This is a genomic window from Flavobacterium sp. (assembly GCF_040402895.1).
In the GTDB taxonomy this organism is placed as follows: Bacteria; Bacteroidota; Bacteroidia; order Flavobacteriales; family Flavobacteriaceae; genus Flavobacterium.
The window spans coordinates 269,342-286,928 of the sequence record NZ_JBBALR010000002.1 but is presented as its reverse complement, the minus strand read 5'-3'; the positions used below and the strand labels follow the sequence as shown (position 1 = coordinate 286,928).

The 17,587-nt window shown below is 32.2% G+C and carries 19 protein-coding genes; 15 read left to right on the top strand and 4 right to left on the bottom strand.

Annotated features, from left to right (window positions below):
* Position 1 precedes the first annotated feature (1 nt).
* The 7 genes from ABWP60_RS03375 to ABWP60_RS03345 all read left to right on the top strand — a co-directional run bounded on the left by ABWP60_RS03375 (position 2) and on the right by ABWP60_RS03345 (position 4,545).
* Positions 2-583 (top strand): hypothetical protein, encoded by a 582-nt coding sequence (locus ABWP60_RS03375; protein ID WP_353148497.1) that lies wholly within the window; start codon positions 2-4, stop codon positions 581-583.
* Entirely contained in the window at positions 583-1,125 is a 543-nt protein-coding gene (locus ABWP60_RS03370; RefSeq protein ID WP_353148494.1) for a hypothetical protein, read from the top strand. Before ABWP60_RS03375 ends, ABWP60_RS03370 begins: the two co-directional genes overlap by 1 nt.
* Positions 1,112-1,258 (top strand): hypothetical protein, encoded by a 147-nt coding sequence (locus ABWP60_RS03365; RefSeq protein WP_291242906.1) that lies wholly within the window; start codon positions 1,112-1,114, stop codon positions 1,256-1,258. The genes ABWP60_RS03370 and ABWP60_RS03365 overlap by 14 nt, the downstream gene beginning before the upstream one ends.
* Positions 1,258-1,482, top strand: a complete 225-nt coding sequence (locus tag ABWP60_RS03360; protein WP_353148491.1) for a hypothetical protein — start codon at positions 1,258-1,260, stop codon at positions 1,480-1,482. Before ABWP60_RS03365 ends, ABWP60_RS03360 begins: the two co-directional genes overlap by 1 nt.
* A complete protein-coding gene (locus ABWP60_RS03355; RefSeq protein ID WP_353148488.1) occupies positions 1,469-1,852 on the top strand; it encodes a YchJ family protein in 384 nt (127 codons plus the stop codon). Before ABWP60_RS03360 ends, ABWP60_RS03355 begins: the two co-directional genes overlap by 14 nt.
* A gap of 62 nt (positions 1,853-1,914) precedes the next feature.
* Positions 1,915-3,021, top strand: a complete 1,107-nt coding sequence (locus ABWP60_RS03350; protein ID WP_353148485.1) for a vWA domain-containing protein — start codon at positions 1,915-1,917, stop codon at positions 3,019-3,021.
* Positions 3,022-3,084: 63 nt separating this feature from the next.
* Positions 3,085-4,545 (top strand): AAA family ATPase, encoded by a 1,461-nt coding sequence (locus ABWP60_RS03345; RefSeq protein WP_353148483.1) that lies wholly within the window; start codon positions 3,085-3,087, stop codon positions 4,543-4,545.
* Positions 4,546-4,616: 71 nt separating this feature from the next.
* Here the strand turns inward: ABWP60_RS03345 and ABWP60_RS03340 are convergent, their stop codons facing one another.
* Positions 4,617-5,819 (bottom strand): aminotransferase class I/II-fold pyridoxal phosphate-dependent enzyme, encoded by a 1,203-nt coding sequence (locus ABWP60_RS03340; RefSeq protein ID WP_353148481.1) that lies wholly within the window; start codon positions 5,817-5,819, stop codon positions 4,617-4,619.
* A 159-nt stretch (positions 5,820-5,978) separates the two neighbouring features.
* On the opposite strand from ABWP60_RS03340, the gene ABWP60_RS03335 reads away from it, so the two are divergent.
* From ABWP60_RS03335 to ABWP60_RS03320, 4 genes are all read left to right on the top strand, one after another.
* Complete coding sequence (locus ABWP60_RS03335) at positions 5,979-6,434, top strand: Lrp/AsnC family transcriptional regulator (protein WP_353148479.1); 456 nt, start codon at positions 5,979-5,981, stop codon at positions 6,432-6,434.
* 99 nt (positions 6,435-6,533) lie between these two features.
* A complete protein-coding gene (gene lpdA, locus ABWP60_RS03330; protein WP_353148477.1) occupies positions 6,534-7,937 on the top strand; it encodes a dihydrolipoyl dehydrogenase in 1,404 nt (467 codons plus the stop codon).
* Positions 7,938-8,062: 125 nt separating this feature from the next.
* Complete coding sequence (locus ABWP60_RS03325; protein WP_353148474.1) at positions 8,063-9,328, top strand: Y-family DNA polymerase; 1,266 nt, start codon at positions 8,063-8,065, stop codon at positions 9,326-9,328.
* A complete protein-coding gene (locus ABWP60_RS03320; RefSeq protein WP_353148471.1) occupies positions 9,322-9,756 on the top strand; it encodes a LexA family protein in 435 nt (144 codons plus the stop codon). The genes ABWP60_RS03325 and ABWP60_RS03320 overlap by 7 nt, the downstream gene beginning before the upstream one ends.
* Positions 9,757-9,788: 32 nt before the next feature.
* Here the strand turns inward: ABWP60_RS03320 and ABWP60_RS03315 are convergent, their stop codons facing one another.
* Positions 9,789-11,249 (bottom strand): TonB-dependent receptor, encoded by a 1,461-nt coding sequence (locus ABWP60_RS03315; RefSeq protein ID WP_353148468.1) that lies wholly within the window; start codon positions 11,247-11,249, stop codon positions 9,789-9,791.
* A gap of 265 nt (positions 11,250-11,514) precedes the next feature.
* Between ABWP60_RS03315 and ABWP60_RS03310 the strand changes: the two genes are divergently transcribed.
* Genes ABWP60_RS03310 through ABWP60_RS03300 form a run of 3 tightly spaced genes read left to right on the top strand, consistent with a single transcriptional unit; the run spans position 11,515 to position 13,261 of the window.
* Positions 11,515-12,282, top strand: a complete 768-nt coding sequence (locus tag ABWP60_RS03310; RefSeq protein WP_353148466.1) for an MBL fold metallo-hydrolase — start codon at positions 11,515-11,517, stop codon at positions 12,280-12,282.
* 8 nt (positions 12,283-12,290) lie between these two features.
* Positions 12,291-12,779, top strand: a complete 489-nt coding sequence (locus ABWP60_RS03305; protein WP_353148464.1) for a hypothetical protein — start codon at positions 12,291-12,293, stop codon at positions 12,777-12,779.
* A gap of 2 nt (positions 12,780-12,781) precedes the next feature.
* Complete coding sequence (locus tag ABWP60_RS03300) at positions 12,782-13,261, top strand: hypothetical protein (protein ID WP_353148461.1); 480 nt, start codon at positions 12,782-12,784, stop codon at positions 13,259-13,261.
* A 103-nt stretch (positions 13,262-13,364) separates the two neighbouring features.
* Here the strand turns inward: ABWP60_RS03300 and ABWP60_RS03295 are convergent, their stop codons facing one another.
* Both ABWP60_RS03295 and ABWP60_RS03290 read right to left on the bottom strand, forming a co-directional pair.
* Complete coding sequence (locus ABWP60_RS03295; protein ID WP_353148458.1) at positions 13,365-13,760, bottom strand: hypothetical protein; 396 nt, start codon at positions 13,758-13,760, stop codon at positions 13,365-13,367.
* 1 nt (position 13,761) lies between these two features.
* Entirely contained in the window at positions 13,762-15,537 is a 1,776-nt protein-coding gene (locus tag ABWP60_RS03290; RefSeq protein ID WP_353148455.1) for an AMP-dependent synthetase/ligase, read from the bottom strand.
* Positions 15,538-15,644: 107 nt separating this feature from the next.
* Here ABWP60_RS03290 and ABWP60_RS03285 point away from each other — a divergent pair, with 107 nt between their 5' ends.
* Positions 15,645-17,582: an LTA synthase family protein gene (locus ABWP60_RS03285; protein ID WP_353148452.1), complete on the top strand. Its 1,938-nt coding sequence runs from the start codon at positions 15,645-15,647 to the stop codon at positions 17,580-17,582.
* The last annotated feature ends 5 nt before the right edge of the window (positions 17,583-17,587 follow it).

Below are 17,587 nucleotides of genomic sequence, written 5' to 3'. Positions count from 1 at the left end.
AATGAAACAAATTATTTACTATAGTTTATTAATTTTTCCACTATTATTATTTGGACAAAGTTCTGATAAAAATCAATCTCAGAAAGAAGCGGTTTCATTAACACAAGAGGTTTCTAAAAAAACAATGAATTCCAATTCAATTGCTGTTAATTTTAATTCTAAAGTTATTTCAGCTTACGCGACTCAAAGCGAGCAGCTAATAAGAGATTTTTATACTTATTTAGCGATGTATAGTCAATTGGACGCTATCGATTTACTTAAGGAATTAGACACTACTATTACGCAACTATTTTTATCAGATAAAGTTTTGGTAGAAGATTTTATAACAGGTTCAAATCAGAAAATAACTCTTGAACAAGCCTTACAATTTTGTAAAGAGAATAAGTTAGTTGTTAGTGTTAATGACATCCAAAACATTGCTGTAAACGAAAATAGTTTCAATATTAAATATCAATTGTTAGTTACAAACAAATCAGTAACTAAAACGTATAATTTTACTCAAAAAGTATACTTCTTTCCAGTTCAAAAGTCATTTGGATCAAATAAAAAAACAGTTTGGGAGTTAAAATTAGGTGAGTTTTAATGTATAATCGTACTAATTTTCACAAACATACCTTTTGCCTGTTTCAGCAAGTGGAAAGTACTGCTTTGGTAGATTTGAAATTGGGCTATAAAAGTACTTCTGGAAGTACCTATTATTTTACAGAATTGGGTGTTTATCGAAAATCCAATCATTGGGGAAGAGCTGCCAATTGCAGATGGAGATTGATTCCTAATTCTAGCTACAAAAATCAAACAGAAATTATTGGATTTGCGAAATGGACAGATTTTTATCCAAATAATGAAACAGAAAAATTGTTTTTTATTGTAATTGATATTGACAATAACGAAGTCCATTTTAATCATAAAGACCATCCAAATTATAATCATCAATTACTCAGAAACGCATCGGATATAGCAAAAAGGATTAAAGAAATCAAAATTGTATTAAAAGATTCTTCTTGGGCGAAACACCTAGTTTTCGATGATTTTGAAGTAATTAAATCGAAAATGCTAACAGAATTGACTAATACCAACGAAAGTTTCGTAAATTTGAAGAAAATTTTGCAACATGGGAAGAAATAATGCCATAAATAAAGACAAGCATAAAAAGCAATTGGACAATCATTTGAAGAAAATTCAAAAAACAAAACAAACGTCTGCAGCTAAAAAAGCGTCTATACTTGAACAATACAAGCAATCGCTTAAAAACCAGTAATGCATTCTCAACAACTAGTTAATTTAAAGCCAAAAGTTCAAACAATTATTGATTTGTTAGCAAAAAAAGATTGGGATATCGCCCAACTTTTGCTGCTTGAAGTGAGTGAGGAAGTGGAAAATTTAATTGATGAAGTGGTGTCAGATGACCATTTAATTGAATTAAGTAAATATCAGGTTTTGCTGAAACATTTAGCACTTAAAATCCAAAATGGAAGACTTTAATCTTTGTCCTTGTGGCAGCCATATTAGCATCCAAGAATGTTGTTTGCCCTATATTCAGGAGCACGTAATTGTACCCACAGCTGAAAAATTAATGCGATCCAGATTTACAGCATTTTGTCTTCATAATGCCGAATATTTATATAACACCACACATATATCTCAAAAAAAATATACGAATAAATCAGATATTTTGACTTGGGCAAAACAAAATATTTGGCAAAAATTAGAAATTCTAAACAGTACTGAAAATACCGTAGAATTTAAAGCCTACTTTTTCGATGAAAACAAAATCCCACAAATCCATCACGAAAAATCTACATTTATATTTTTTCAAAATAACTGGTTTTATGTGGACGGTAAATTTTATTAGTTTTAACTAAAAATTAGCAATCGTTTTCTTGTAATTAAAAACTAACCTTGTAATTTTATAACATGAAAAAAGGGTTTTATTTTAAATCGTATGAAAAGCCATTTAAGACACCGTTTGAAGTCCTTTTTGGTGTTTTTAAAGAATTAATTGTACATACTTCTGGTGATTTCGACGAAGCTATAGATTGGCTTCGGGAACTTGATGCCGAATACAAATTAACCACTCCAGACTATTCTATTGAAGATTTTATTGAAGATTTAAAGAAAAAAGGTTTCATTCGTGAAGAAATAATGGGCGATGGAACGGGTGAAGTTACTATTACTTCAAAAACGGAACGTCTTATTCGTCAAGCCGCTTTGGACCAAATTTTTGGAAATCTTAATAAATCGGGTAGTGGCAATCACAAATCGAAACAACTTGGAGGTGGCGATGAACTTACGGGCGAACTTAGAAGTTATAATTTTGGCGACGCTTTAGATAGAATTTCATTAACAGAAAGTCTAAAAAACGCGCAAATCAATAATGGAATAGGTGATTTTCAACTTACTGAAAATGATTTGGTAATTGAAGATACGCACTACAAATCTCAAATGAGTACTGTTTTAATGATTGACATTTCTCATAGTATGATTTTGTACGGTGAAGACCGAATAACTCCTGCTAAAAAAGTAGCTATGGCGCTAGCGGAACTTATCACTACTCGTTATCCGAAAGACACCATTGACATTTTAGTTTTTGGTAACGATGCTTGGCCAATTTCTATAAAAGAATTACCTTTTTTAAAAGTAGGACCCTATCATACCAATACTGTTGCTGGTTTGCAGTTGGCAATGGACATGCTGCGAAGAAAACGCAATACCAACAAACAAATTTTTATGATTACTGATGGAAAACCTAGCTGTGTTCGGGAAAAAGATGGCTCGTATTACATGAATAGTAATGGCTTAGACGAATATATTGTTGAAAAATGCTACACACAAGCCGCTCAAGCCAGAAAATTACATATTCCAATTACCACTTTTATGATTGCTAACGATCCCTATTTGCAACAATTTGTAGATAAATTTACGGAAGCCAATCAAGGAAAAGCCTTCTACACGGGTTTAAGCGGTTTAGGAGAAATGATTTTCCAAGATTACGAAGCGAATAGAAAAAAGAAACTAAAATAAGCAACATCAAATAATAAACGAACATAAAACAGCATCTGCTAATTTACGGTTAAAAATACAACTATGATACACATAAAAACATTAGGGGAATTGATACAATCAGGATATCAATCTAAAAACATAAAAGAAGAGTTACGTACGAATTTAAGAAATAAACTAATAGCCAAACAACCAACCTTTACAGGTGTCCACGGTTTTGAGAATTCTGTTATTCCAGAATTAGAACGTGCTATTTTATCACGTCATAATATTAATTTATTGGGGTTACGCGGTCAAGCAAAAACACGTTTGGCTCGAAAAATGGTCGAACTTTTAGACGAGTACATTCCGTTTGTTACCGGTTCTGAAATTAATGACGATCCGTTACATCCAATTTCTCGTTTTGCAATAGATTTAATTGCTGAAAAAGGAAACGATACGCCTATTTCTTGGTTACACAGAAGCGAACGCTTTTTCGAAAAATTAGCGACTCCAGATGTTACAGTTGCCGATTTAATTGGTGATGTAGATCCAATAAAAGCCGCCAATTTAAAATTATCCTATGCCGATGAGCGTGTGATTCATTTCGGAATGATTCCTCGTGCCAATAGATGTATATTTGTAATCAATGAATTGCCTGATTTACAAGCTCGTATTCAAGTAGCCTTATTCAATATTTTGCAAGAAGGCGACATTCAAATCCGTGGGTTTAAATTAAGAATGCCTTTAGATTTACAATTTATTTTTACTGCAAATCCAGAAGATTATACCAATCGTGGAAGTATAGTAACGCCTTTAAAAGACAGAATTGGTTCGCAAATATTAACACATTATCCAGAAACTATTGAAATTGCTAAAATTATTACTACGCAAGAAGCTAAATTAGACGAAAATCAAACGTCTTTAGTGCATGTGCCTAATTTAGCAAAAGATTTGTTAGAGCAAGTAGGTTTTGAAGCAAGAGAATCCGAATTTATAGATGCGAAAAGTGGGGTTTCAGCACTTATGAGTATTACCGCTTATGAAAATTTGATTAGTACTGCCGAACGCAGAGCCTTATTAAACGGAGAAGAAAAAACAACGGTTCGTTTGTCTGACTTTTTGGGAATTATCCCAGCCATAACTGGAAAAGTAGAATTGGTTTACGAAGGCGAACAAGAAGGCGCTGGAGTAGTAGCACAATATTTAATTGCCAATGCGATTCATACTTTTTTTCCAGGTTATTTTCCTAAAATTGAAAAGTTAGAGAAACAAGATGTATCTACACCATACACCGAAGTTACGGAATGGTTTTTCAACGAATCCGGTTTTGAATTAACGGATGATTGTTCTGATGAAGCATACAGAAATATCCTTGATGAGGTACAACCATTAGAAAAATTAATTAAAAAATACCAACCAGAAATTCCTATTTCAGACATCTATTTCCTTAAAGAATTTATCCTTTGGGCCTTAGTGGAATATAAAAAACTATCAAAGGAAAGAACCGAAGATGGCTTTCAGTTTAAAGATCCCTATTCGAAGTTTATTAGTAAATTGTCTTAAATGTTAAAACTTAAATAAAAAAATCCGTCCAGAATTACTTCGGGACGGATAATATATTTTGAATATGTTTATTAAAGTATATGTAATTCTTTCATGCAAGCGTGCATACTTTGGTACGTTCTTTCAATATCGTTATCTAAACCTATAGAAAAACGAATTAATCCATCTGTTAAACCCATTTCTGCTTGTTCATCTAATGGAATTTCAGAAGAAGTGGATGTTCCTGGTGCACTAAAAAGCGTTTTGTAAAAGCCTAAACTTACCGCCAAATAGCCTAAGTTTCTCTCTTGCATTAATTCCATTAAGGCATTGGCTTTTTCTAAACTTCCTACGTCAATAGTCATCATGCCTCCAAAACCATATTCTGGATTAATCATATTTTTATATATTTCATGACTAGGATGACTAGCCAAACCTGGATAAACAGTTTTTATGCCGTCTACTTCAAACTTATGTGCCAAGTACATGGCATTATGACTGTGTTGCTTCATTCTGATATGAAGTGTTCTTAAGTTTTTCATTACTGATGCCGAACGCAAACTATCCATTGTAGGACCTAACAACATACTGGCACCAGAATTTACGTTTTTTAAATCGTTAATGAAGTCTTGACTAGCACACGTTACACCACCTACTGTATCTGAACTTCCGTTGATGTATTTTGTTAAGGAATGAATCACAATATCCGCACCTAATTTTGCCGGCGATACCGATAAAGGTGAAAAAGTGTTGTCCACTACCAATTTAAGGTTATGTTTTTTTGCAATCTTGGCTAATGAAGCAATATCGGCTACTTCTAACAAGGGATTACTCACTGTTTCACAATATAAAACTTTAGTTGCTGGGGTTATGGCAGCTTCTACAAGGTCTAATTTTGTAATGTCAACAAAAGTAGTTTTTATACCCAATCTTGGTGTAAAATTTTTCAAAAAGGCATATGTTCCACCATAAATGGTTCTGCTAGAAACCACGTGGTCTCCTTGTCCGCAAAGTTGTAAAATTGTTGGCGTAATAGCGCCCATACCAGAAGCAGAAACATTAGCGGTTTCAGTGCCTTCCATTGCTGCTAACGCTTTATCTAAATACAAATTACTAGGTGAAGAATGTCGGGAATATAAATAACATCCTTCTGCATTACCCTCAAAGGTATCAAACATAGTTTTAGCTGAAAGAAACGTGTAGGTAGATGAATCGGATATAGAAGGGTTTACCCCTCCAAATTCGCCAAAATACTGTAAATCTTGTATGTTGTCGGCTGGATTAAATTTACTCATGATGATTTAGTTTTATCTATCAAAATTCAAAATAATAAATTAAAATTTCAATAAGTACCTTAAAATTTAGTTTATTTATCTGTAATATGTATTAATGATAGATTATTTATCATTAATTTTGGTTTTTTATGTATTTTTACCAAATAAATTACGACACGTATGGATGCAATTGATAAAAAATTATTAGAATTGATGCAAATCGATTCAAAAAAAACAACAAAAGAATTGTCTGGTAAATTAAATTTATCTGTAACCGCAGTGTATGAACGCATAAAAAAATTGGAACGTGAAGGCATTATTAGTAAATATGCTACCATTTTAGATAAAACTAAGATAAATAAAGGATTTGTAGTGTTTTGTCACGTGAAATTAATTAAACATTCAAGAGACTTAATTTCCGAATTTGAAAAAGAAGTAGTAACACTAACGGAAGTTTTAGAATGTTTTCATGTAAGTGGCGACTACGATTATATTCTGAAAATTTGCGTAAAAGATATGGAGGAATATAGAGAATTTATGGTTACTAAGTTAACCACTTTGCAGCATATTGGTAGCACGCATAGTACTTTTATGATTGGAGAAGTGAAAAATTCTACTTCATTTGTGTTGAATTAAAAATAGTAAAGTTTTTTCGCAAAATAGCGATACATATTTATATAAAAACTTTACTTTTGTACTTTAAAAACATACTATAACATTTTATAAAATATATTTATGAGTCAATTTGATGTAACCATTATTGGTTCTGGACCTGGAGGATATGTAGCCGCTATTCGTTGTGCACAATTAGGATTTAAAACAGCAATTATTGAAAAATACGCAACGCTTGGTGGAACGTGTCTGAATGTAGGATGTATTCCATCAAAAGCATTATTAGCCTCCTCACATCATTATGAAGAATTGCAACATTTTGCAGACCACGGAATTGAAGTTTCTGGTGAAGTAAAAGTCAATTTAGAAAAAATGATTGCCAGAAAACAAGCGGTTGTAGATCAAACTTCTGGTGGTGTAAAATACTTAATGGATAAAAATAAAGTTACTGTTTTTGAAGGTTTAGGTTCTTTTGAAAGCGCTACTTCTGTTAAGGTATCTAAAGCAGACGGTACTTCAGAAATCATCGAATCAAAAAATATCATTATTGCTACAGGTTCTAAACCTTCCTCATTACCTTTTATCAAATTAGATAAAGACAGAATCATTACTTCAACGGAAGCTTTAAAATTAAAAGAAGTTCCAAAACATTTAGTAATTATTGGTGGTGGTGTTATTGGAATTGAGCTAGGACAAGTATATCTTCGTTTAGGCGCTCAAGTTTCTGTAGTAGAATTTATGGATAGAATTATTCCAGGAATGGATGCTTCTTTATCTAAAGAATTAACAAAAGTATTGAAAAAACAAGGTATGAAATTTTATACCTCACATAAAGTACAATCTGTGGATAGAGCAGGAGACAAGGTTACTGTAAAAGCAGAAAATGCAAAAGGAGAAATCATTACATTAGAAGGGGATTATTCTTTAGTTTCAGTAGGTCGTCGCCCTTATACGGATGGTTTACATGCAGAAAAAGCAGGAGTAAAAGTTACTGATAGAGGGCAAATTGAAGTGAACCATCATTTACAAACTTCAGCAGCTAATATTTATGCAATTGGAGATGTAGTTCGTGGTGCCATGTTAGCGCACAAAGCGGAAGAAGAAGGTGTTATGGTCGCAGAAATTTTAGCCGGACAAAAACCTCATATCGATTATAATTTAATTCCTGGTGTAGTATATACTTGGCCAGAAGTGGCAGCTGTTGGAAAAACAGAAGAGCAATTAAAAGCTGAAGGCATCGCGTTTAAAGCGGGAAGTTTTCCATTCAAAGCATTAGGAAGAGCTAGAGCAGGAGGCGACACGGACGGATTTGTAAAAATATTAGCCGATGCCAAAACAGATGAGGTGTTAGGGGTTCATATGATTGGTGCACGTTGTGCGGATTTAATTGCAGAAGCGGTTACCGCAATGGAATTTAGAGCATCTGCAGAAGATATCTCAAGAATGTCACACGCACATCCTACTTTTGCCGAAGCCATTAAAGAAGCCGCTTTAGCAGCAACAGCAAATAGAGCGTTACACGTGTAATTAAATAGATTTCAGATAATAAACCCCAAATTTTATTAAGGAATTTGGGGTTTTTTGTTTTAAAATATTTCGATTGTTAATAAATTTTCAATCTATTTTCCAAGTCAAAATTGTACCTTTACGCTATGTTTGCATTGGTCGATTGTAATAACTTTTATGTGTCTTGTGAGCGTGTTTTTCAACCTCAATTTCAAAAAAAACCAGTTGTAGTTTTATCTAATAACGATGGCTGTGTGATTTCTAGAAGTGATGAAGCTAAAGCGCTAGGCATTGCTATGGGTGTACCTGAGTTTCAAATTAGAAACGAAATCAAACAACATCAAATCGCTGTTTTTTCATCCAATTATGCGCTGTATGGCGATTTAAGCAAACGTGTCATGGAGGTATTAAGTGCTTTTACACCAGATATCGAAAATTATAGTATAGACGAAGCTTTTCTTAATTTTAAAAATACCAATACAACTAATTTTGAAACTTGTGGTTTGCAAATGAAACAACGGGTGCAAAAATGGATTGGATTGCCAGTTTGTATTGGTTTTGCCGAAACGAAAGCCCTGAGTAAAGTCGCCAACAGAATTGCTAAAAAGTTTCAAGTTAGAACAGGTGGTGTTTATGTTATTGATTCCGAAGAAAAACGAATCAAAGCCTTAAAATGGACAAAAGTTGAAGATATTTGGGGTATAGGTTTCCGGTTGTCTAAAAAAATGAAGGCTTTTGGAATGGTTACGGCTTATGACTTTACGGCACCACATAATGAAGATTTTATTAAAAGAACCATGGGCGTGGTAGGAAAACGACTCCGTGCGGAACTTTTAGGGCAATCTGTATTAGAATTGGAGCAACAACCAGAAGCCAAAAAAAACATAGCGGTAACGAGAACTTTTGAAAAATCAATAACCAATTTAAGCGAATTGAAAGAGCGCGTTTCTACTTTTGCAACAGTAGCTTCCGAAAAATTACGTATACAAAAATCGTGTTGTTACGGTTTGGTTTTGTATCTCAGAAAAGACAAGTATAAAGCAGGTAATGAACGTTATAATTTTACCCTTTACGAAACGATGCCTTTTGCCACACAATCAAGTTTAACAATAAGTACAACGGCTATTAAAATGTTAGAAAAATTGTTTCAGCCTGGCGAAACTTATACAAAAGCGGGAATCATTATTTCGGATATTATTCCGCAAGATCAAAAGCAATTTAATTTATTTGTAGAAGAAAATCCGAAACACGAAAAATTAATGAAAGTAATGGATGACATCCGAAAGAAAACCGGCGAACGAAAAATCCGACTCGGGAATCAAGATTTACAACGCACTTGGAAAATGAAGCAAAATTTTTTATCCAAAAAATATACCACAGATTTTAAAGAATTATTAGATATAAAATGTTAGCACAAAATAAATTATTGTTTTTTATTCCAAATACGGAAAGCAATATAGAAATGCCTTACATTTCAAGCGGAATTAAAGCTGGATTTCCTTCTCCAGCAGCAGATTTTGACGGCACACGAGTAAGTATTGATCAAATAGTAGTAAAAAATGCGTTGGCTACTTTTTATGCTAAAGCGAATGGAAATTCTATGACGGGTGCCGGAATTGACGATGGCGATATTTTAGTAATCGATAAAAGTATAGAACCTCAAGACGGAAAAATCGCCGTTTGTTTTATCGATGGCGAATTTACCGTGAAACGAATTAAAGTACAAGAAAATAGTTTACTCTTATTACCAGAAAATAAACTCTTTGAACCCATTGAAATTACAGAGGAAAATAATTTTATTATCTGGGGAATTGTCACTTTTGTAGTGAAAAAATTGTAAAAAAAATCCTGAATTTATCAGGAATTTTTAGTTTATGACTTGGCTAATTCTTTTTCTTTTTGATAGCCAAATAAATGGTCTTTTTTAATGATTTCTGCGGTACCATCTGGTAGCATATCTTCCCAGCCAGATTCGCCTTTAGCAATCATTTTTAATATTTTTCTAGAGAAAATATCTAAAGTTTTGGCATCGTAAGTTTCTATATCGGTAACTTTTCCGTTGTATTTAAAGAACTTATACAATTCTTTCATTCTTGGATGCACTTTTAAGTTTTCTGAAGTAATAATTTCACCCGTTTCTGGATCTTTCATCGGATATAAATACACTTTTAAATCTCTGTAAAACAATTTACCAAATGCCTCTAAAATTCCACCAGACATATGACGGTAGTATTTCTCATCAAAAATTTCTACTAAATTACTCACACCCATTGCTAACGCAGTACGTGATTTTGTAAAAGAGGAGAAATATTCTAATACTTTATAATATTCTTGAAAGTTAGAAATCATTACCGTTTGACCTAAAGCACATAAAAGTTCTGCTCTATCTAGGAAATCTCTTTCGTCAATTTCACCTTCTGCTTTTAAGTTAGAAAGCGTGATTTCGAAAACCACAAAAGTATTTTCTTTACTTACTTTATTTTCTTGTATAAACATCTCGTAAGATTGCTTATACATATCCATATTTACTTTAGTTACAGGTCGGAAACTACCACGTAACGCTAAAATATTTTTTTTGTATAAAACAGCTGCTGGTAAAATATTTTTTCCTTCCGGATTAAACATTACAGCATCTGTAAAACCGTATTTTACCAATTGTAAACTCATTAATCTGTTGTCTACATCTGCAAAACTTGGTCCTGAGAAATTTATAGTATCAATTTCAAGTTGGTCTTTTTCTAAATGGTCGTATAAATAACGCAATAATTTTTTAGCATCATTGTGTTTGTAAAACGCACCATAAATTAAGTTTACGCCTAAGATACCTAAGGTTTCTTGTTGCAAACGCGCATCATTTTCTTTAAAACGAATGTGAATTAAAATTTCATTATACGCTTGATCGGGTTCTACTTGAAATTTAATTCCTACCCAACCGTGTCCTTTAAATTGTTTTGCAAAATCAATAGTGGCTACGGTATTCGCATAACTAAAAAACATTTTATTTGGGTGCTTGTCTCTTTTTAAACGATCTTCAATAAGTTTCGTTTCGTGCGTAAGCATTTTTCTTAATCGGCTTTCTGTCACATATCTTCCATCTTCTTCAATTCCGTAAATGGCATCACTAAAATCTTTATCGTAGGCAGACATCGCTTTTGCAATCGTACCAGATGATGCACCTGCTCTGAAAAAATGCCTCACCGTTTCTTGTCCGGCACCAATTTCAGCAAAGGTTCCGTAAATATTTTCGTTTAAATTAATACGGAGTGCTTTATCCTTTGTAGAAGGAATTTGTTCAATTGCTTTGTCTCCTCTTAATGTGATTTCAGTTCTCATTTATTCAAAATGTGTTTTTAAGCAAATTAAATTACTATGCAAAGTTAATAAATTATAGGTTTTAACAAGAGTATTTTGTTATTTTTGTAAAAAAGAAATTACTATCATAACAATATAGTAACACTTAACTAAAAATGTAGAAGGTAATCTTTTTAGTGTATCAAATACATAAATATGAAATCGCCATTAACAAAAAGTTTGTGCAAGCAAACACCGAAGATTAAAAAGGCGATAACCGTTGTTACCGCTAAAAAAAATTAAACATATGAAATTATACTTCTTAGGCACAGGTACCTCTCAAGGCATTCCAGTAATTGGAAGTACACATTTTGTTTGTTTGAGTGAGGATGTAAAAGACAAACGATTGCGCGTTGCAGTTTGGATACACGACGAGGATTTTTCTGTAGTAATTGATTGCGGTCCCGATTTTCGACAACAAATGCTTACCAGTACTTGTTCGCATATAGATGCCTTGCTTTTTACGCACGAGCACGCAGACCATACAGCTGGTTTAGATGATATTCGTCCGTTTTATTTTAAACAAGGCGACATTCCAGTTTACGGACATTCGCGCGTGTTGCAAAATTTAGCTAGGCGATTTGATTATATCTTTGAAAAAGATAATAAATATCCAGGTGCACCTTCTGTGTTGCCCATTGAAGTAATAAATAATCAGAATATAACGATTAAAAATCAGACTGTAATTCCAATCAATGCGATGCATGGAACTTTACAAGTTTTTGGGTACAGAATAAAAGATGTTGTATATTTAACGGACGTAAAAACCATTGAAGATTCTGAATTAGAAAAACTTAAAAATGTGGAGGTTTTGGTTATCAATGCATTACGATTTGAACCACATACAACGCATTTTAACATGGAAGAAGCGATACAATTTATAAATTTGGTGCAACCTAAAAAAGCGTATTTAACACATATTAGTCATATTTTAGGATTGCACGAAGAGGTACAAAAACAATTGCCAGATAACGTTTTTTTGGCTTACGATAATTTAGAAATAGAAATAAAATAAATATAAAAATGAAAAAAAGTTTATTGCTTTACGGAATCGTATTTTCAGTATTAATTAATATTTTTCAATTTGTAAATTCTTCAAACATCTTGAAAAGAAGCGAAGAAGTGTCTACAATTAGTAAAAAGGAATTAAAAAAAGCACAAGATACCATTGCGAAATTACGTGACAATGATACGTTTTCCTTAGCCACTAATGAAAATGCGCAAGAGTATTATTTTGAATACGATATAAAAGCATTACAAACTAAAGTAAAAGAAGATTTAACTGCTTTTAACGCGGATAAAAAAGGAAATAAATATGTTTCTTACGATCAAATCGGCGACAATCCGTTTTTGATTAATAACATAAAAATTTTAAATCATAGATGGATTATTGCTAATTTTTCTGATGGTAAAGTTTGGGGTGAAGTGCTGATTAAATACTTTCATAATGCCGATAAACCTACCGAATTTGAAACCGTAGAAACCTTAATTTATCAAGAAACCCTAAATTAAAAATGAAAAAACTTGTATATATTTTAGTATTGACATCGCTATTTTCTTGCGATTATATTTTAAAGAATCCACCAAAAGATACCACGGAAATGGATTCTATCGTGAAGAATCAGGTGAATGATGATAAAAACGAAAATGGTTGCGATTTAAAAGCGGGCTATAAATGGTCAAATATGTACAAAAAATGTGTACGTGTTTTTGAAGAAGGCTACCGCTTAACTTCTATTGAAAGAGATTCATTAGCCAGAAGAAAAAATGCCTTTTTCTTTGTGGAAGAAGATAGCCTAATTGCGGAAGTTTTCTTACCAGATTCTAAAGAATCCATTGTTTTTAAAAGAGAAAGTGAAGACCAAAACTTCAAATATAAAGACTTCGAATTCCGAACCAACAAAGGTTTTTATTTGTACTACAAAGAAACACTTATGTTTCAACCTGCTATTCCTGTAGATACTAAAGTTTTAGGAAAAGACGAAGAGCATTAGTTTTTTGGGTGTAAGGTTAAGGGTTAAGGGTAAAAGTTGATTTCTGCAGAATAATTAATTTATTTGTTTTGAGATACTGAACTTGTTTTAGTATCTACATTTACTAGTCAACTCTATGATATGTCATTGATCTGCAATGTCGCACTTTTCCCTTTTCATCGGGGCAACTATAAAACCAAATTTGACGAAATACAATCTTTATTAAACCGTCATTCATGCTTTGGTCACCGTCAATTTGAGTAAGTCTAAAAAAACCTTTTTCTTTTTTGAATGTCCCTTTTCTTATTTCTACCATCCAGTTTTTATAATCATTTGTAGTGTCTGTTATTTTTTTCGAGTATTTGCGATTTACAAAAGTGAAATTGTCATATAATTCCATTTCATATACCAAAGTATCATTATCTTTTTCGCCAAGGTGTAATGTGTATGTTTTTTTCGAATTTTGTGCAAATCCAGAAAAGGACAATAAAAATATAATTACAAAAAAAAGTTTTTTCATTTTAGGATTGATAAATTTTATCGTAAAGGGTTTGGTATTTCTCTTTGATAATTTTACGTTTCAATTTCATAGTTGGCGTTAAATGCCCTGCATCTATTGACCAAATATCTGGCGTTAATTCAAAACGTTTTACTTGTTCCCAATTACCGAATTTTTTGTTGGCTTTATCAATATCTTCTTGAATACGTGCAATAACTTTTGGATTGTTGCAAAGGTCTTCATTAGAATTTCCTAAGTCAACTTGGTGTCTTATTGCCCATTCTTTTACAAAATCAAATGCCGGTTGAATGAAAGCGGCTGGCATTTTTTCGCCATCGCCAATTACCATAATTTGCTCGATAAAACGAGATTGTTTGAAGGAATTTTCTAATACTTGTGGCGCAACATATTTACCACCAGATGTTTTAAACATTTCTTTTTTACGATCGGTGATTTTTAAGAAACCATCGGCATCAATTTCACCAATATCTCCAGTATGGAAATAACCGTTTTTAATTACTTCAGCAGTTTGTGCTTCATCTTTATAATACCCAATCATTACGTTTGGCCCTTTACAAAGAATTTCTCCGTCTTCTGCAATTTTAACTTCTACATTTTCAATAACTCTACCAACAGTTCCAATTCTGAATCCGCCATTTCGCATATCGTTTACTGAAATTACAGGGGACGTTTCCGTTAATCCGTAGCCTTCCATTACTGGAATTCCAGCGGCTGTAAATACTTTTGTTAAACGCGTTTGTAAAGCTGCACTACCTGAAACTAACATTTCCAATTCGCCACCCAAACCTTCTTGCCATTTAGAGAAAATTAACTTTCTGGCAATGGCCAATTTGAAGTTGTACAAGGCACCATTTTCATTATAAGGTTTGTAATCCATACCTAAATCTAATGCCCAAAAGAATAATTTCTTCTTAATTCCCGTTAAATCAGCACCTTTTGCGTAAATTTTATCGTATACTTTTTCTAAAAGTCTTGGTACAACTGACATTACGTGCGGATGTACTTCTTTTAAATTGTCAGATATTTTTTCAATGCTTTCTGCAAAATAAATGGATATTCCACCATATTGATACAAATACGTTAACATTCTTTCGAAAATATGGCAAATAGGCAAGAAACTCAACGCACGCGTACTTCCTTTTCGTAAAGGCATTCGTTTATCTGAATTTAAGACATCAGAAACAATGTTGTCGTGCGTAAGCATTACCCCTTTTGGTCGGCCTGTAGTTCCTGAAGTATAAATTATGGTTGCTAAATCGGAAGGCAAAACAGCACTTTTACGATTTTCTACGTCATTTTGATTTGAGGCATCGTTACCTGTTTCTAATAAATCACTCCATTTTTTACAACCGGAAATTTCGTTAAACGAAAAAATATCTTGTAATAATGGAATATTAGCGTGTACCGCTTTTAATTTTTCATATACTTCTTGGTCGGATACGAAACAGTATTTTGCTTCAGAATGATTTAGAATATATTCGTAATCTTCAGAAGATATGGTTGGATAAATTGGCACGTTTTGTGCCCCAGTTTGCAAAATTCCAATATCTGAAATATGCCATTCTGTGCGGTTATTTGAAGAAATGATAGCAATTTTATCATTTTTATTTACTCCTAAATGTAATAAGGCTCTTGATAAGGCATTGGCTTTATGGATATATTCTTGTGTAGAAGTTTTAATCCAATCAGTACCATTTTTAGTTACTAAAGCATCTGGTAAGTTGTAATTTTCTAATTGAAAATAAGGAAAATCAAAAAGTCTTGTTATGTTTTGCATATTATTTTATTTTAAACTGCAATTTATGAAAAAATAGAACTTTATAAAAATTTTTAACTGTAAAACTTTGATTATTGTTAATTTTGCATCAATTAAACTTTAGTTAAATGAAATCATTTTTCAGATTAAATGAATATTCCGTGTTATTTTACCGAATAGCACTAGCTTATTTGTTTTATTTTATAGCAAGAATTTTATTTTATGCCTATAATAGTGATATTGTTGAAGTAACGTCTATATCGGAGTTTTTACAGATATCGTATCATGGTTTAGTTTTTGACACCACCGCCATTTTATATGTAAATGGGCTATTTATTTTATTGTCTATTTTACCATTTTTTATAAATACAAAACCTAACTATCAAAAAGGATTGTTTTATTTGTATTTCATATCAAATTTATTTTTTTTCGCCTTTAATTTTGTAGATTTAATCTATTACAAATACAATTTTTCTCGTTTAACGCTTGCTGCTTGGGATTTGCTAAAAAATGAAGAAGCAAAAGGCGGCATGTTATTTAGATTTGTAATTACCTATTGGCACGTGTTTTTGTTGTTTATAGTAGTATCAGCTTTTTGGATTTTTTTGTATCAAAAAGTAAAAGTAAAGCATAATTTAGTAGAGAATGCCAAGATAAAATATGTTGCCAAATCTATTTTTGGTGTGTTAGTTATTGCCACTTTATGTATTGGTGGGATTCGAGGCGATTTCAAGAAAAGCACTCGACCAATTAATTTAGTTGATGCTAATAGATTTGTAAAGAAATCGCAACAAGCGGATTTAGTTTTAAATTCAACTTTTTCGTTTCTAAGAACGTTAGGTGTACAATCTTTTAAAAAAACAGATTTTAACATACCAGAATCTGTTGTTAATGCTAATTTTCAACCAATTAAATTGTACGATTCTAATGCTCCAACCACACCAAATATTGTATTAATAATTACAGAAAGTATGGGAAGAGAATATATTGGTGCGTTTAATAAAAACACAAAAATTAAGGATTATGTAAGTTATACACCATTCATTGATTCGTTAGCTACAGAAAGTTTTATTTATACAAATGCTTATGCCAATGGGTATAAATCCATTCATGGTATGTCGTCTATAATATCTGGGATTCCTTCTTTTAAAGATGCCTTTACATCTTCTCCGTATGCCAAACAAAACATAGGTTCTATGGTTTCCTGCTTAAAGAGTAAAGGGTATGATACTTCATTTTTTCATGGCGCACCAAACGGTTCGATGGGATTTTTAGGATTTGGAAATATTTTAGGATTTGACCATTATTATGGTATGAAAGAATATAGAAATGATGCCGATTTTGATGGTTCGTGGGGAATCTGGGACGTGCCATTTATGCAATTTATGAATAAAACAATAAGCCAAAAGAAAGCACCATTTTTTAGTACCATTTTTACGGTTACTTCACATGAACCCTACGTGGTGCCTGCTGAGTTTAAAAATAAATTACCAAAAGGAACCAACCCTATGCATCAGCCTGTAAGGTATACAGACTATGCTTTTAAAAAGTTTTTTGAAGCTGCTAAAAAGCAACCTTGGTTTGAAAATACTATATTTATTATCACCGCAGATCATTGTAATTTAGTGAATTATTATGAAGAATACTATCATAAAATAATGAATAGATTAGCTGTTCCTATACTTTTTTATTCTCCAAAATATAAACTGAAAGGGGAAAGTAATGAGTTGGCACAACATATTGATATTTTTCCAACTGTTATGGATATTATTGGATATAATAAACCATTTAGAAGTTGGGGAAGAAGTTTAATGGATAAAAAACAAGGAATTCAACCTTTTGTAATTAATTATAATACAGGAATGTATAACTTTGCCAGAGGAAATTACGTTTGTGCTTTTGACGGAAAAGTTGCCGTTGGTTTTTATAGTAAAGAAGATAAAGAACAATTGCACAATTTAATTGGAAAAAGAAACAAAGAAATGAATGATATGGAAACGGCTTGTAAAGGGTTTCTTCAGGATTATTTTAATAGAATTATTGATAAAAAGTTAAAATATCAATAGCAATT

What these genes read in the sequence shown, in the direction of transcription:
- ABWP60_RS03375 (WP_353148497.1), top strand. Translation starts at nt 2, where the DNA reads ATGAAACAAATTATTTACTATAGTTTATTAATTTTTCCACTATTATTA.
- ABWP60_RS03370 (WP_353148494.1), top strand. Translation starts at nt 583, where the DNA reads ATGTATAATCGTACTAATTTTCACAAACATACCTTTTGCCTGTTTCAG.
- ABWP60_RS03365 (WP_291242906.1), top strand. Translation starts at nt 1,112, where the DNA reads ATGGGAAGAAATAATGCCATAAATAAAGACAAGCATAAAAAGCAATTG.
- ABWP60_RS03360 (WP_353148491.1), top strand. Translation starts at nt 1,258, where the DNA reads ATGCATTCTCAACAACTAGTTAATTTAAAGCCAAAAGTTCAAACAATT.
- ABWP60_RS03355 (WP_353148488.1), top strand. Translation starts at nt 1,469, where the DNA reads ATGGAAGACTTTAATCTTTGTCCTTGTGGCAGCCATATTAGCATCCAA.
- ABWP60_RS03350 (WP_353148485.1), top strand. Translation starts at nt 1,915, where the DNA reads ATGAAAAAAGGGTTTTATTTTAAATCGTATGAAAAGCCATTTAAGACA.
- ABWP60_RS03345 (WP_353148483.1), top strand. Translation starts at nt 3,085, where the DNA reads ATGATACACATAAAAACATTAGGGGAATTGATACAATCAGGATATCAA.
- ABWP60_RS03340 (WP_353148481.1), bottom strand. Translation starts at nt 5,819, where the DNA reads ATGAGTAAATTTAATCCAGCCGACAACATACAAGATTTACAGTATTTT.
- ABWP60_RS03335 (WP_353148479.1), top strand. Translation starts at nt 5,979, where the DNA reads ATGGATGCAATTGATAAAAAATTATTAGAATTGATGCAAATCGATTCA.
- lpdA (WP_353148477.1), top strand. Translation starts at nt 6,534, where the DNA reads ATGAGTCAATTTGATGTAACCATTATTGGTTCTGGACCTGGAGGATAT.
- ABWP60_RS03325 (WP_353148474.1), top strand. Translation starts at nt 8,063, where the DNA reads ATGTTTGCATTGGTCGATTGTAATAACTTTTATGTGTCTTGTGAGCGT.
- ABWP60_RS03320 (WP_353148471.1), top strand. Translation starts at nt 9,322, where the DNA reads ATGTTAGCACAAAATAAATTATTGTTTTTTATTCCAAATACGGAAAGC.
- ABWP60_RS03315 (WP_353148468.1), bottom strand. Translation starts at nt 11,249, where the DNA reads ATGAGAACTGAAATCACATTAAGAGGAGACAAAGCAATTGAACAAATT.
- ABWP60_RS03310 (WP_353148466.1), top strand. Translation starts at nt 11,515, where the DNA reads ATGAAATTATACTTCTTAGGCACAGGTACCTCTCAAGGCATTCCAGTA.
- ABWP60_RS03305 (WP_353148464.1), top strand. Translation starts at nt 12,291, where the DNA reads ATGAAAAAAAGTTTATTGCTTTACGGAATCGTATTTTCAGTATTAATT.
- ABWP60_RS03300 (WP_353148461.1), top strand. Translation starts at nt 12,782, where the DNA reads ATGAAAAAACTTGTATATATTTTAGTATTGACATCGCTATTTTCTTGC.
- ABWP60_RS03295 (WP_353148458.1), bottom strand. Translation starts at nt 13,760, where the DNA reads ATGAAAAAACTTTTTTTTGTAATTATATTTTTATTGTCCTTTTCTGGA.
- ABWP60_RS03290 (WP_353148455.1), bottom strand. Translation starts at nt 15,537, where the DNA reads ATGCAAAACATAACAAGACTTTTTGATTTTCCTTATTTTCAATTAGAA.
- ABWP60_RS03285 (WP_353148452.1), top strand. Translation starts at nt 15,645, where the DNA reads ATGAAATCATTTTTCAGATTAAATGAATATTCCGTGTTATTTTACCGA.